Origin of the sequence: Methylomonas sp. EFPC3 (assembly GCF_029643245.1) — a bacterium.
In the GTDB taxonomy this organism is placed as follows: domain Bacteria; phylum Pseudomonadota; class Gammaproteobacteria; order Methylococcales; family Methylomonadaceae; genus Methylomonas; species Methylomonas koyamae_B.
In genome coordinates this window covers 200,243-214,938 of sequence record NZ_CP116398.1, presented here as the reverse complement: position 1 = coordinate 214,938, position 14,696 = coordinate 200,243, and the positions used below count along the sequence as shown (strand labels likewise).

At 58.0% G+C, this 14,696-nt stretch carries 12 protein-coding genes; 6 read left to right on the top strand and 6 right to left on the bottom strand.

Annotation, left to right across the window (positions count from 1 at the left end; genetic code table 11):
* Positions 1-33: 33 nt before the first annotated feature.
* Positions 34-684 carry a LuxR C-terminal-related transcriptional regulator gene (locus tag PL263_RS00965; protein WP_278211269.1) on the bottom strand — a complete coding sequence of 217 codons (651 nt, stop codon included), beginning with the start codon at positions 682-684 and terminating at the stop codon, positions 34-36.
* A 203-nt stretch (positions 685-887) separates the two neighbouring features.
* Here PL263_RS00965 and PL263_RS00960 point away from each other — a divergent pair, with 203 nt between their 5' ends.
* Both PL263_RS00960 and recN read left to right on the top strand, forming a co-directional pair.
* Complete coding sequence (locus PL263_RS00960) at positions 888-1,769, top strand: NAD(+) kinase (protein ID WP_278211268.1); 882 nt, start codon at positions 888-890, stop codon at positions 1,767-1,769.
* A 4-nt stretch (positions 1,770-1,773) separates the two neighbouring features.
* Complete coding sequence (recN, locus tag PL263_RS00955) at positions 1,774-3,462, top strand: DNA repair protein RecN (protein WP_278211267.1); 1,689 nt, start codon at positions 1,774-1,776, stop codon at positions 3,460-3,462.
* A 15-nt stretch (positions 3,463-3,477) separates the two neighbouring features.
* On the opposite strand, the gene PL263_RS00950 is transcribed toward recN, so the two are convergent.
* Complete coding sequence (locus PL263_RS00950) at positions 3,478-4,389, bottom strand: DMT family transporter (RefSeq protein ID WP_278211266.1); 912 nt, start codon at positions 4,387-4,389, stop codon at positions 3,478-3,480.
* 676 nt (positions 4,390-5,065) lie between these two features.
* Here PL263_RS00950 and PL263_RS00945 point away from each other — a divergent pair.
* Positions 5,066-5,659, top strand: a complete 594-nt coding sequence (locus PL263_RS00945) for a hypothetical protein (RefSeq protein WP_278211265.1) — start codon at positions 5,066-5,068, stop codon at positions 5,657-5,659.
* A 138-nt stretch (positions 5,660-5,797) separates the two neighbouring features.
* Here the strand turns inward: PL263_RS00945 and PL263_RS00940 are convergent, their stop codons facing one another.
* The 3 genes from PL263_RS00940 to PL263_RS00930 all read right to left on the bottom strand — a co-directional run bounded on the left by PL263_RS00940 (position 5,798) and on the right by PL263_RS00930 (position 9,996).
* Positions 5,798-9,115, bottom strand: a complete 3,318-nt coding sequence (locus tag PL263_RS00940; protein ID WP_278211264.1) for an NAD-glutamate dehydrogenase domain-containing protein — start codon at positions 9,113-9,115, stop codon at positions 5,798-5,800.
* A 107-nt stretch (positions 9,116-9,222) separates the two neighbouring features.
* The gene (locus tag PL263_RS00935) at positions 9,223-9,648 is read right to left on the bottom strand and encodes an ATP-binding protein (RefSeq protein ID WP_278211263.1); all 426 of its coding nucleotides are present in this window, start codon (positions 9,646-9,648) and stop codon (positions 9,223-9,225) included.
* 15 nt (positions 9,649-9,663) lie between these two features.
* Positions 9,664-9,996 (bottom strand): STAS domain-containing protein, encoded by a 333-nt coding sequence (locus PL263_RS00930; RefSeq protein WP_140911161.1) that lies wholly within the window; start codon positions 9,994-9,996, stop codon positions 9,664-9,666.
* 179 nt (positions 9,997-10,175) lie between these two features.
* Here PL263_RS00930 and PL263_RS00925 point away from each other — a divergent pair, with 179 nt between their 5' ends.
* The 3 genes from PL263_RS00925 to PL263_RS00915 are packed head-to-tail and all read left to right on the top strand — an operon-like array spanning position 10,176 to position 14,315.
* Entirely contained in the window at positions 10,176-11,816 is a 1,641-nt protein-coding gene (locus PL263_RS00925) for a thiamine pyrophosphate-binding protein (RefSeq protein WP_278211262.1), read from the top strand.
* A 23-nt stretch (positions 11,817-11,839) separates the two neighbouring features.
* Positions 11,840-14,086, top strand: a complete 2,247-nt coding sequence (locus tag PL263_RS00920) for a PAS domain S-box protein (RefSeq protein ID WP_278211261.1) — start codon at positions 11,840-11,842, stop codon at positions 14,084-14,086.
* A gap of 55 nt (positions 14,087-14,141) precedes the next feature.
* Positions 14,142-14,315 carry a hypothetical protein gene (locus PL263_RS00915; protein WP_278211260.1) on the top strand — a complete coding sequence of 58 codons (174 nt, stop codon included), beginning with the start codon at positions 14,142-14,144 and terminating at the stop codon, positions 14,313-14,315.
* A 24-nt stretch (positions 14,316-14,339) separates the two neighbouring features.
* Here the strand turns inward: PL263_RS00915 and PL263_RS00910 are convergent, their stop codons facing one another.
* Positions 14,340-14,690 (bottom strand): DUF4186 domain-containing protein, encoded by a 351-nt coding sequence (locus PL263_RS00910; protein ID WP_278211259.1) that lies wholly within the window; start codon positions 14,688-14,690, stop codon positions 14,340-14,342.
* Positions 14,691-14,696: the final 6 nt, after the last annotated feature.

Genomic DNA, 14,696 nt, shown 5'->3' with positions numbered 1-14,696 from the left:
AGTCCACTGCAGCCGCTCCGGGATAACGAGGCTTCACGCCCCCACGGAGAATTTTTTCACAAGACTCGGTACGCCGTTGATCTTGACCATAAATTCGTCGTAACCGCGCAGCAATTCGGTCACGGATTTAGCCCGCACTTTGCGCATCAAATTGGCCCGGTGAACTTTGACCGTTTTGATGGAAATATCCAGCTGTTCCGCTATTTCCCGGTTCGTCAGGCCGCTCACCACCATTTGGCAGGTCTGCAATTCTCGGCGGGTTAAACTTTTGAAGTCGCTGAGCCGGCGTCTATCGCGCTCGTGCGATGCCAACGAATTTTCCAACACCTGCTGCATCTGCTCCAGCCGAAACGGTTTCTCGATAAAATCGAACAGGCCGGAATTGATCGCCTGCACCGCCCTGGACAAACGCCCGCTACGGCTGATACAAATCCGCGGGCATTGGCCGAACAATTCGTCGAACGGGCCGTTGTCGAAGATGTCCAGAAACTCGGGATCGAACACCACGCTGGAAGCCAACTTGCCCGGATCGAAACTGTCACGGTTCTCGACAGTCCACCGACTCAATTCGTGACGACAGGCAAAATGCACCACCTCGGCCGCCAGCGGTTCGGCCATCCGCAAAATGCCCTTGTAGGAAGAGATGTCTTCGTCGACAACCAGGATTACTCGGTCGAATTTCATGGGTTGGGATCAAGCAAAATAAACTGGGGCAAATCAAATATGCCTTTAAAAATTTCCGGATTCTAGCCACATCCATTGTTTTGTCTATAGGCCCAAATAACTAGACAAGAAGCTGCTGCGCGCGACCCCGGCGCAACTTGCGCCAAGACTTTCCGCCGACCTGTTTGTATAATCCGGGCAACATTCTCAACCAACCCTATGCCATGCCAAGCCCATTCCAGCGTATCGGCCTCGTCGGCAAGTTCGGCGACCCCGGAATCGCGCCGACGCTGAACCAACTCTACCGCTATCTGCTGCGCCGGGGTTTTCAAGTGGCGGTGGAAAGCCAAAGCGCCGAATTGATCGAGAACGCCGACGTCACCGGCGTCTACATCGAGCGTTTGCCGGAGCATTGCGATCTGATGATGGCCTTGGGTGGCGACGGCACCTTCCTGGCCGCGGCGCGGGCGGTGGCCGATTTCGACGTGCCGTTGCTGGGCGTCAATCTGGGCCGGCTCGGATTTCTGGCGGATATCTCGCCGGAACAACTCTCCGGCAGCCTGGAACAGATTCTGGCGGGCAACTACAAAACCGAGCAACGCCACTTATTGAATGCAGCCATCATCCGCGACGGCACGCTGATCCACCAGCAAACCGCGGTCAACGAAGTGGTGGTGCACCGCTGGGTCACGCCAAGCATGATCGAGATTGTCACCAGCATCGACGGCGTCTATCTCAACACACAACGCTCGGACGGCTTGATCGTCGCCACCCCGACCGGTTCCACCGCCTATTCGCTGTCCGCCGGCGGTCCCATCCTGCATCCTGCGTTGCACGCCCTGGTCTTGGTGCCGCTGAATCCGCATACCTTGTCCAACCGGCCGATCGTGATCGACGACAACGTCACCATCGAAGTCCGCTTCAGCCGCGCCAAACAAATCAATGCGCTGGTGACTTGCGACCATCTGGAAATTCCGGACGTCCGCATCAACGACAAGATCGTCATCAAGAAGGCCGAGAAACCGATTACAATTCTGCACCCGGCAGATCACGATTTTTTCCATATCCTGAGAAGCAAACTCAACTGGAGCGGCTACCCCGCCTGAACCCATGCTGCTGAACCTGAACATTCTCGACCTGGCCGTGGTCGACGCCCTGGATCTGGACCTCGACCCCGGCATGTCGGTATTGACCGGCGAAACCGGCGCCGGCAAATCCATCCTGTTGACCGCGCTGGGCCTGGCGCTCGGTGACCGCGCCGATTCCGGCTACGTCCGTCCCGGCAGCAAGCGGGCCGAGATCAATATCGAATTCGATTTGAGCAAAGCCCCGCTGGTCAAACAATGGCTGGCCGACCAAGAGTTGGACGACGACAGCCAGTGCCTGATCCGGCGCACGGTCAGCGAGGACGGCCGCTCCAAAGCTTATATCAACAACCGTCCGGTCAATCTGCAGACCCTGCAGGCCCTGAGCCGGCAATTGGTGGAAATCCACGGTCAACACGCCCATTTGACCTTGCTGGACGGCGAAGAGCAGCGCCGGCTGCTGGACGGTTTCGCCAACAACCAGGCCTTATTGGAACAACTCAACGCGTTTTACCAAAACTGGCGTCAGGCGCACAAGGAATTGCAGCAACTGCTAAAAGCCGGCAGCGACCAGGCCGAGCGCGAGGAATTGCTGCGCTACCAACTGGAAGAACTGCAGCAACTGGACCTGGAAAACTTCGATTACCAGGCTCTGGCCGACGAACACCACAAACTGGCCAACCTCGGTAAAATTCTCGGCGTCGGCCAACAACAACTCGAGATTTTGTACGACAACGACCAGCAATCGGTCGCCGACATGCTGGGCCACGTCATCCACGCACTACAAGAGCTGAGCCAATACGCGGCCGAACTGAACGGCGTGGCGGAACTGCTCGGCGACGCCGAAATCCAGATCGGCGAGGCCACCCAACAATTGCGCCGCTTCCTGGAAAACCAGGAGGCCGATCCGCAACAGCTGGCTTGGCTGGAAACCCAAATCGGCGTGATCCAGTCGCTCAGCCGCAAACACAAAGTCCAGCCGGAAGAACTGCCGGCCCTGGCCGCGGGCTTGAGCGAAGAATTGCACAATCTCAGCCACAGCAGCGAACGCATCGAAGCGCTGCACGCCGATTGCGAACGTTTGCTGAACCAGTACCGCAAACTGGCCGCCGAATTGTCAGCCAACCGGCGCCAGGCCGGCGCCGAACTGCAGCAACGGATTTCAGACGCGATCAAGGAACTGGGCATGCCGCACGGCGAATTCATCGTCAAATTGCAGACGCCGGAACAGGCCGAACCGCAGCGTAACGGCCTGGACCAGATCGAATTCCTGGTCAGCACCAATCCCGGCCTGCCGGCCAAACCTTTGGCTAAAGTTGCCTCCGGCGGCGAATTGTCGCGCATCAGTCTGGCGATCCAGGTCACGACCAGCACCGACAAAACCACGCCGACCATGATCTTCGACGAGGTCGATTCCGGTATCGGCGGCGGCATCGCCGAAATCGTCGGTCAGAAACTGCGCCGGCTCAGCCGCAACCGCCAGGTGCTGTGCGTGACTCACCTGCCGCAGGTCGCGGCTCAAGCTCACCAGCACCTGTTCGTCGCCAAAAACCAGAAGGCCGCCGTCACCTCGTCCAGCGTCCGCCGGCTCAGCGAGGAGGAACGGGTGCACGAAGTGGCGCGGATGCTGGGCGGCGTCACCATCACCGAAAACACGCTGGCCCATGCCAGGGAAATGCTGGCCTCGAGCGGATCGGCCGACGACCGGCACTAAGGCCTGCGCCGCGGTTCATTTTCGCGACAGGCTCAACACCCCGGCCAACACCAGCGCCGCGCCGGCCATTTGCAAGGTGCTCAGTTGTTCGTCGAGAAACACATTCGCTAAAAACAGCGTCGCCACCGGCCCCAACGCGCCGATCAGCGAGGCATGGCTGGAGCCTATAATCCGGATCGCGGCCGACAGCATGAATACCGGCAGCACGGTCGACACAATCGCCATCCACAAACTCAATTGATAGACCCGAGCCGAGACCAGCAGCGCCTGCGGCGGATGGGTCAACAGGAATTGGATCAGTGTTGCCGCACACGCCACCAGCATCGCGTAGGCGGTAAAGCGCGACGCGCCTATCCTGGCCACCGTCTCGCCGGTGCCAATCAGATACGCCGCGTAAGTCAACGTGCTGGCAAACACAAAACCGGCACCCAACCACAAATGTTCGGCCTGCAACGTCACCTGATCGCTGAACACCACGCCGATCCCGGCGTAACTGAGCAGCAAGGCGACAATCTCTTTGCGGCCGAACGGTTTATGCAACAACAACGCTGACAACACCACGACCAAGGTCGGGTACAAAAACAGAATCAAGCGCTCCAAACCGGCAGAGATATATTGCAGGCCGATGAAGTCGAACAGACTGGACAGGTAGTAACCCAGCAGGCCCAATAACAACAACGCCGCGTAATCTCGCCGGCTCAAGGCCTGCGCCGGTTTTTGCCAGGCATGGCGCAAGGCCACGATCAGGAAAAACGGCGCCGAAAACAGCATCCGCAACGCCAACAAAGTCACGGCATCGACCGCTTCGCCATAAGCCAGTTTGACGAAAATGGCTTTGCCGGAAAAACCGATCGCGGCCAAAGTCGCCAAACCGAAGCCGAGCAAACGGCGGTGTTGAAATGAATGGGTGGAAACGGTTGTAGCCATTGGGCCTCCTGAATCGATGCGGGCCTTTGGCAAATGACGAAGCAACTGCGGCAAGCCCGCGGTTGCTTGAAAGTTTTTAGAAAAACGCAAACACCACGGCAATAGGTAAGCCCCATAGCCAGCGGCGTTTATTGACGAGAAAAAGCAGATTGGAAAGTATCATGGGCAGGATAGTAGCCGGATTTGGTCCGTTAGTACAACAAAAAATGGCTATTTGCCTTCTAAGGTTGGAACGAAAGGCGCCGGGTTTTATGTTGAGCTGCGTTATTTTGGCTGAATTTCGGTTCTCAGGAAATTCGCCGCTTGGTAGGATAAGGCGTGATTGTTTTGTTACACCCCATAAGCGACAGTTGGCTGAACTTTCCAATTACCGCTAATGGATAATAAACTGAATCTCCATTCGTGGACGTAGGCTGGGTTGAATGACAATGAAACCCAGCTAAAAGCCGTTAAAGCTGGGTATCGCTGCCGCTCCACCCAGCCTACAGCCCTTTTCAAGAAAACAACAATCACAAGTCTTAGATTTAATTTACATATAAAATCACGACAGCAAATTAATCAGAAGTTCCTTAATAACAAATCGACGTAAATTATTTTAAGTCTATCGATGACAGCATCGATGCCCAAATAAAAACCTATAGACAAAAACTCTTTGCCAAGGGACTAAAATAACAATATGACCAAAGCCAGTCTAATTTTAAAACTGCAAGATGTTCTAACTAAATACAGTGGCGACATTCCAAGATCTGAGATACTTAATATAGTCGGCACAGATAGCAATCCTGGACTCCATTCCATGAATTGCTTTTGGTGCGAAGAAAAAATTCTTTTCAAATGGCCAATTTATTCGATTTGCCAGATAAAATGTCCAGTTTGCAAAAAATCCTTTAAGGCGTATTTTGGAGCAGTTAAAGCAAAAAGATTCAAGACCACCAAAATATACCACCCTTACCCCTCATACTTTACTATTGGCACATATACTATAAGATCATTTGATAACTCTGGAGATGAGCGACAAATAGACTTCTCAATCTACGGGACAAAGAATATTGAGCTTCGGGCAAAAGATGTTTTTTGTCTAATTACAAGTGAGAATATGCCAAACCGTAAGAACCTAAAGTTTCGCGGAGAACCATATCCAGAACATGGCATGATCATAATAACAAACTTTACAGTTTCAATGAGCCACCCTCTTAGGCTTTTTGATAAAAGCGAAGAAATTCTTTCGCTTTTTAGTCACCCCCAAGAATTGCTAACGGTGAAGCAATAGGATGAACAAAAGAACAACGGCCGTACTGCGGATAAAAGGTTGCCGCAAGGTGGATTTGCGAAGCAATCCACCATGGATGACTTTCGATATATCCGCCCTGCTTGATCTTGCGGTTGAATAGGGTTTTGGCGGATTGCCTTACTCCGGCAACACCCCGCCCAAAGCGCGCACCAGCGCGACGTAACTCAACAAATTCAACGACGTCAATTTCCGGCTTTCCGCCTGAATTTTGCGGTAGCGGTTCAGGCCGGCCCGCAATTGTTTCTGTTCGATATATTCGGCGCAGGAACTGCAACCGTGGGCCAGCATTTGCTTGACCCATTCGCCGGCGAAACGGCGCAAATCCGCCTGCAATGCGGCGCAAACGCTCCTGACCCAAAAATCGCGTTGCGGAATCTGCGCCAATTGCTGCGCCAGCGGGCGAATAGCCAAGGTTTGGTCGACGGATTGCAGCAAGCGGTCGACACTGGCGAAATCGCGCCCCGATTCGCTGACCAGCGCCGCCAGCCACAAAAAGTCGGGCAGGCTTTCGATAAAAACCATCTCAGCCGCCAAAGCGTCCGCCATTCCGGCTTGCGCATACTCGCTGGCATCCGGAACGGGATAGTCGGCAAGGCGGTAGCGGCGGTAGTCTGCCAGCAACGTTTGATACAGGGCGACCGTGTCGGCGTCGGCTACGACCGCCGTCTGCCGGGCCGCAGCCCAGACGCACAAGCCGGATAAAGCCTGTTCCAGTTTCAGCAAGGCACCATAGCGGCTAGCGTTTGCCAGCTCCGGCCCGGCTGCCGCAATCCGCGTCCGCAATGCTTCGCTGGCCAACGCCTGATCGAAAGCCAGATAGGCGTCGACTACCGCCAATATGCTGCCGTTCTCACCGTCGTCGAGCGCCAGAAAGCTGCTGCCTGCCTGGTTGACGATCCGGTTGGCGATCACGGTGGCCTTGATCTCGGCCGCCAACGGATGCTCGGCCAGCTGGGCGCCGAAGCGCTCGCGCAGCGGCGCGGGAAAATAGGCCTCCAGGTAAGGCTGGTAGCAAGGCGCATCCAGGTGGGCGCGCGCTTTCTCCAATTGCCGCGCCAGAAACATTTTCGCGGCGGCCATCAACACGGCCAATTCCGGGCGGGTCAGGATCTGCCCCGGCCGACTCAGAATATCCTTGGTCTCCGGAAACGATTCGACGCCACGATCCAGAAAACCGGCCGCCTCCAGCCGCTCAGCGACCTGGATGAACAAGCCCGGATCGGCCTGGCAACGAATTTGGTCCAGCGACAGACACTGGCTTTGGGCGATGTTGTCCTGCAATACCGCGGCGCATACTGCGTCGGTCAGACTTTCGAACAAGCTTTGGCAATCCTCAACCAGGCTTTGCTTGTGCAGGCCGGCGAGCAATATTTTCAGATTGACCTCGTGGTCGGAGGTATCGACCCCGGCGGAATTGTCCACCGCGTCCGTGTTGATCCGGCCGCCGCGCAAGGCGTACTCGATTCTGGCGGCCTGGGTAAAACCCAGGTTGGCGCCCTCGCCCACCACCAGCGCCCGCAATTCGCCGGCGTCGATGCGGACGTTGTCGTTGCCGCGGTCGCCGACATCGGCGTGCCGTTCCGCACCGGCTTTAACGTAGGTGCCGATCCCGCCCAGCCACAGCAATTCCACCGGCGCCTTTAGCAGGTACTGGATCAAGGCTTCGCCGTCTATGCTGCGGTAGCGGATGCCGAGCCAGTTCTTCAGTTCCGGCGACACCGGAATGTCCTTATCGCTACGGCTATAGACCCCGCCGCCGGCCGAGATCAAATTTCGGTCGTAATCCTGCCAACTGGAACCGGGCAATTCGAACAAGCGTTTGCGCTCGTTGAACGCGGCAGCGCCGGCCGGCGGGTTCGGATCGATAAAGATATGCTGGCCGCTGAACGCGGCTTGCAAGCGAATGCAGGGCGACAGCAGCATGCCGTTGCCGAACACGTCGCCGTCCATACTACCGATGCCGACCACGCTGAAAGTCTCGGTTTGAATATCCTTGCCCATTTCCCGGAAATGGCGTTTGACGCATTCCCAGGCGCCGCGGGCGGTGATGCCCAAGGCCTTGTGGTCGTAACCATGCGAGCCGCCGCTGGCAAAGGCGTCGCCCAGCCAGAACCGGTACTCGGCCGCAACGGCATTGGCGATGTCGGAAAATTTGGCCGTGCCTTTGTCGGCCGCCACCACCAGATAAGGGTCGGGGTCGTCGTGCACCACCAACTGCGGCGGCGCGACTACGACGCCGTCTTGCAGGTTGTCGGTCAAATCCAGCATGCCGCGGATCAGGCGACGGTAGGCCTGCGGCCCGGCCTGCCTGAAGTCCTGGTTCGAGCCGCCCGGTTTGACCACGAAACCGCCTTTGGCGCCGGTCGGGATGATCAAGGCATTCTTGCTGATTTGAGTCTGCATCAGATCCAGGATTTCGGTACGGAAATCGTCGATCCGGTCCGACCAGCGGATGCCGCCGCGCGATACCCGGCCGCCGCGTAAATGGATGCCTTCCATATCCGCGGCGTGGACGTAAATCTCGTATTGCGGCCGCGGCGCCGGCATGTCGATCACGCCCAGGCTGTTGAGTTTGATCGCAATAAAATGCTCGGCAGCCTCGCGCCGCAGGTGGAAATTGCTGCGTACCGTGGCGTCGATCAAATTGAACAGGCCGCGCAAAATCCGATCGTGCTGGATATTCGCCACCGCCGCCATGGTTTGCAACAGTTGCATGCGCAACGGAAACAACACCTGCTCGTCCCTGACGGCGTAATCCTGCCATTCCGGATCGGGGCGAAACCGGGCTTCAAAATAATCGAACAGCCCGCGCGCGGCGGCGGGATTGGCAGCCAGCGCCTGCTGGATGGTGGCTTTGCTGGTCCAGTTGTGCAACTGCAGAAAATAATTGCGGTAAGTCCGCAACACGTCGCAATCGCGCCAATCCATCCCGGTCAAGGCCACCAAGCGGTTCAAGCCGTCGTTTTCGACCCAGCCCGCCATCACGGCCTGGATCGTGGCCAGCAGCTGCGGTTTGATCCGGTCCAAAGGCGGGCAATCGGCCGCCGCGGGTTCGACACTGAAACTTTTCAGATAAACCGTTTGCCGCTCCAGGCTCAACCCGAACTGGACTTGGTCCAAAACCCGCAAATTCAGGTTCTCCAGCACCGGAATGAACTCGTCCAGATAGCGTTGCCGGGTACCGTAAAAATGCAGGCGGTAAGCGTCGGTAGCGCCGGCCGGTTCCAACAATTCGGCCGATGGCACCGTTGGCCCGGACATTCGCTCCAGGTTGAGCAGATCGCGTACGGCTTGCTGCGGCGTAATTAGCGCCTGATAGTCGAAAGGCAAGGCAGAAGCGAGGTTTCGCCACAGCGCCGCGGCGTGCTCGGCGTCGAGCGCCTGCTGCAAGGCGGCGAGAAGTTGTTCGTTCCAAGAAGGGTCCTGATGCTGCATGATCGATGCCCTATGTTTTGAGGTGGCAGCCGGCTACCCGATTCCGCAGACTACGGTGCAGGCAAAAGCGGGTCGGCTTGATGGCTCCAGGATGCCACGGCGCCGGCTCATTTCAAATATTTGACCAGCTCCAGCACGTTGCAATCGGCTTGGCGGGTATAACTGACCTTATCCATCATCGACCGGATCAGAAACAAGCCCATGCCGCTTTCCGGCGCGGCGGCAAAATCGGGGCTGGGCACGGTCTCCAAATCAAAACCCTGGCCGTGGTCGTAGACTTTGATGGTCAACGTCTCGTCCAAAAGCTGGATCGTGACCCGCACCGTATCCTTGCTGGCGGCGTCGTGGGCGTGCTTGATCACGTTCGCCGCCGCTTCGGTCAGCACCAGGTTCAATTGGTAGGCCAGGGCTTCCCGGTCGCCGGCAAAGCCATCCAACTCCCTGACGACGCGCTCGCCGATGCTGCCAACCAGATCCAGATATTTGGTGTGGGTCGGGATGATGACATCGACTTGGATGGCGGTGGGAGACATGGGCAAACTCGTCGGCTAACTCGGCAGCATATCCGCGGCATCGGCATAAATCTCGAACACGCGGTTCAGCCGGGTGATCTCGAACATGGACAGCACCTGCGGCTGGACGTTGCTCAGCGCAAACTGGCCGGCGTCGGCGGCGGTTCTTTTATAGGCCGACAACAGCGCGCCCAGCCCGGAACTGTCGATGAAGCGGACGTCGGCCAATCGCACCAGAATCCGGTTTTCGCCGCTCTCGATCAATTGCGCCAGATAGTCCTTCAATTCGGCGGAATTGTGGGCATCGACCCGCGGTTCCCGAATAGTGACTACGCTTAAGCCGTGATTTTTTTCGAGTTCGAGTTTCATAGAAGCAAGTTGGGCAGAAACATTGGCGGCGGTTGTTCGGCCGCAGTCTAGCAGCAATCGGACAAAACCGGCGTGCTGCGGAAACTTCGATACCCAATCCAGTCTTACGTTCAACCTTCGCGCTGGTTTTTTCTTTCCGGCGCGGAACACTAACAGCCGTAGCTTTCCGGGAGGTGACGATGAACACGCAAAATGCCGAAAGTATCGGCCAATACTTGCTCGACCGGCTCTACGCCTTGGGCGTTAGGGAGATTTTCGGCGTACCGGGCGATTACATCCTCGGCTTCTACGACCAGATGGTGCATAGCCCGATCCGCCATATCGGCACCACCCGCGAGGACACCGCGGCCTTTGCCGCCGACGGTTACGCCCGTTGTTCCGGCCTGGGCGCCGTGGCGGTGACTTACGGCGTCGGCGCGTTGAACACGGTCAATGCCGTGGCCGGTGCCTACGCCGAATCGTCGCCGGTGGTGGTGATCAGCGGCGCGCCCGGCGTGGACGAGCAGCGCAACGATCCCTTGCTGCATCACCGTTTCGGGCCGTTTACCTTTCAACGCGAAATCTTCGAGCGCATCACCTGCGCCAGTGTGGTCCTGAACGATCCGGTGATCGCCTGTCGCCAGATCGACCAGGCGCTGGCCGCGGCGCGCCATTATTCCAAACCGGTGTACATCGAAATCCCGCGCGACCGGGTCAGAGTGGCGGGTTACTCGATGCCGGGCCCGGCGCCGGAAGTTTGCGGCAGCGACGAAACCGCATTGGCCGAAGCGGTGGCGGAAACCATGGAACTGGGCGAAAAATCGCGCTCGCCGATCATCGTTGCCGGAGTGGAGATCCATCGCCGCGGCTTGCAAGGGGTACTGGTCGACTTGGTTAACCGCTCCGGCCTGCCGGTCGCGGCCACGCTGACCGGCAAGTCGGTGATCGCCGAACGGCACCCGGCCTATCTCGGTATTTACGAAGGCACCATGAGCGCCGAATACACCCGCTATCTGGTCGAGCAGGCCGATTTGTTGCTGATGCTGGGCGTGACGTTGAACGACGTCGATACCGGCATTTATACGGCCAAACTCGACCCGCAGCGCATGGTCAGGGCGGCGCAGGACGAAGTGGTGATCAGCTCGCACCGTTACCCGCGGGTATTGCTGAAGGATTTCCTGCACGCACTGGCTAAATCGGTACCGATGCGCCCGGAAAAATTCGTTGCCGCGCCGGGTACTGTGACCGCAGCGGATTTTCCGTTGCCGGATCGCGCCATCACCACCGCGCGCCTGGTCGGCCGCTTGAATCAAGCTCTAGGCCCCGAGTTCATCGTGGTCTGCGACGTCGGCGACTGCCTGTTTGCGACGATCGATCTGCAAGTGCACGAACAGTCGGAATTTTTGTCGTCGGCGTTTTACACCAGCATGGGCTTTGCCGTGCCGGCGGCACTGGGCGCCCAAATCGCCCGCCGCGACCGGCGGGCGCTGATTCTGGTCGGCGACGGCGCCTTCCAGATGACAGGCACCGAACTGGCGACCTTTGCCCGTCTGGGCCTGGACCCGATTGTGGTCGTCTTCAACAACCGCGGTTACAGTACCGAACGCTTCATCCTGGAAGGCCCGTTTAACGACATCGGCGATTGGCGCTTCGACCGGCTCGGCGAAGTCTTCGGCCCGCTGCAAGGATACGCCGCCGGCACGGAGGCAGCGTTCGAAGCCGCGCTCACGGCGGCACTGGCCAACCGCAGCTCGCCCAGCATCATCGACGTTCGTCTTGACCCGGCCGACGCCTCGGCCGCGATGCAGCGGCTGGCAGCGCATCTGCATAGCCGGGTCTGAGGCCGACCGCGCCGAGCCGAACCATGCGCCAACTGATCGATAGTCTGGCCTTCAATCTGTTGCTGGTCGGCTACGCGACCGGCAACGGCGAAACGACAAGTCCGGTAATCGACGGCGCCAATCGAGCCGCCGCCGCGCTGCTCGGTTACGGCACGCACGAGTTATCGGGATTGGCGTTGGAGCGGATCTTGGCGCCAGCCAGCCTAAAGCTGTGCCGGGCGGCGCTGGCGCGGGCCGGCGACCGGGAATCCGCCGAATGTTTCGAAGCGGAACTTCTGGCCAGATACCACAGCTTTCCGGCCTTGGTCACGGTCAGTACGCTACCGAGCCTCCGGTCTGACTTTGGCAAAGCCTTGTTATTGATCCAAGCCATCGATCCGGCCAACGATTTTTTGGTCATGCGCCGAGTCATCGAACAAAGCGCGAGTGCGATGATGGTGACCGACGCCAGCGGCCGCATCGTCTACGTCAACCCCCGCTTCTCGCTGCTGAGCGGATATGCCGAAGCCGAATTGTTAGGGCAAACTCCCAGTTTGCTGCAATCCGGAAAAATGTCGACCCAGGATTATCAAGACCTGTGGCGGCAATTGACGGTCAGCGGCGAATGGCAAGGCGAAATTTGCAACCGGCACCAGACCGGCCGCGAATACTGGGTCGCGGAAAGCATCAGCGCGATCAAGGACAGCCTCGGCAACACCACCCACTATCTGGCGGTTGCCGAGGACATTACCGGCCGCAAAGCCGTGGAATCGGCACTGGCCGAAAGCGAACAGCGTTTCCGGCAAATGGCCGATTTATCCGGGGAATGGCTGTGGGAACAGGACCCCAAGGGTTACTACCTGTACAGCAGCATCGCAGTGGAACAAATCCTGGGGCTGACGCCGACGCAAATCATCGGTAAACATTACACCGAACTGCTGACCGCGCAAGACCAGCAAGCCCATGTCGACCTGTCGTCCAGCCAGCAGTCGTTTCATGCCCTGGTCAACCATTACCGGCATCGGGACGGCCATCCGGTGATCACCGAATCGACCGGTTTGCCGTTAATGGATGATTCCGGCACCCTGGTAAAGTGGCGCGGGGTGGATAGGGACATTACCGCCCGGATGCAATATCAGAATGCCTTGATCGAGTCGGAAAAGCGTACGCGGCTGATCATCGAAAGTTCGATCAATGCCATCGTCATCATGGATGCCGACGGCACCGTCACCGATTGGAACCGGCGCGCCGAGCAGATGTTCGGCTGGCCGGCGGAATCGGCCATCGGCCGCCGCCTGGAAGATTTGATCATCCCGCCCCGGTTTCGCGCCGCACACCGCAACGGCATGCGCCGGTTTCTGGAAACCGGTGACGGCACGATCTTGAACCGGCAAACCGAGCAAATCGCGCTCAGGCGCGACGGCAGCGAGTTTCCGGTCGAAATCAGCGTGGCACCATTGAAACTGGGCGACAGCTACATTTTCAGCGGCTTCATCCACGACATCTCCGGCCGCAAGGCGGCGGAACGGCAAATTCGCCAGGCCCAAGTGGAATTGGCGGTGGCGCAAAACGAGCTGAAGATCGCCCAGCAAATCCAGGCCGGTTTGTCGCCGGCTGCGCCGTTGAAAACCGGCGAGTTCGAGATCACCGGAGTTTGCCTGCCGGCGGATAAGGTCGGCGGCGACTATTTCGATTATTTTTACCGCGACGGCGGGCGGCTGGACATCGTCATCGCCGACGTCTCCGGCCATTCGATCGGTCCGGCCCTGTTCATGGTCGAAACCCGCAGCGCGATCCGGATGAAAAGCAGTACCGAGGCCGGGCCGGAAGCGGTACTGTCGGCGCTGAACCGGTTTTTATTCAACGACCTGAATCGGGCCGACTACTTCCTGACCTTGTTCTATCTGCAAGTCGATCCGGAACGCCGGCAATTGCATTTCGCCAATGCCGGCCACCCGCCGCCGTTGCTGTTCAACCGCCATAGCCGGGAGTTCGCCGAACTGGATGCCGACGGCCTGATCGTCGGCTTGCGCCAGGATGTTTGCTTCGAACGAAAAAGCGTCGAGTTGACCGAGGGCGATTTGATAGTGCTCTATACCGACGGCCTGATCGAAGCGGAAAACGCCGAATTAGGCTTTTTCGGCCTGGATCGGGTCAAATCCGAAATTGCCGCCAACGCCGATTTGCCGCCGCAAGCAATAATCGATGGGTTATTCGGGTGTTTGCGCCGATTCTGCGGCACCGAAAAATTCGCCGACGATATCACCGTATTGGTGTTTAAATGGCATTAGCCCCTTGGCTCAAAGGAGAAAGCTTCAACCGATAATCCCGATTTGCGAGGAGATCATGATGAATACAGTCCCCTTCTTCCCGAAATTACTGGTTTGCTGCTTGGTCTTGCTGATTTTGATCGTGTTGCACATCATCCCGCTGCCGATTCTGGAACTGACGATTTTGTACGTGATGCTGTTGCGGCCGGCGTGGTTTAAAGACTTGGTCGACCAACTTTACAGCCGCTAGCCGAATCCTTGAGAGTTGGCAGCTTCATAACAGCGCGCGCAACCAGCGTTCCAACACGGACCGGATGTAGCTAAGTTCCTCAAGACTCAGTTCCCTGCCCTGCGCAATCGAGTGCCATTTTTGCAGGCAACCGCGGCAGCAGCAGGCGGTAGCGTGTTGGGCGACGAACACCGGATGGCCGCGGTAAGGCGTTTGCTTGCCGTCGTTGAGCGGCTGGGCTGGGGCCAGACGTTTGCCGATAAAGTCGTCGGCGTGGCTTAAGATGGTTGCGATGCCCTTGGTTTGCAGATACTGCAAATCCTTGGCGTTCAAGCGAAACTGGCTGCGAAACCGGGATTTGGCCAAGCCGGCGAACAACTCGTCCAAATCCCGCATCGTTTA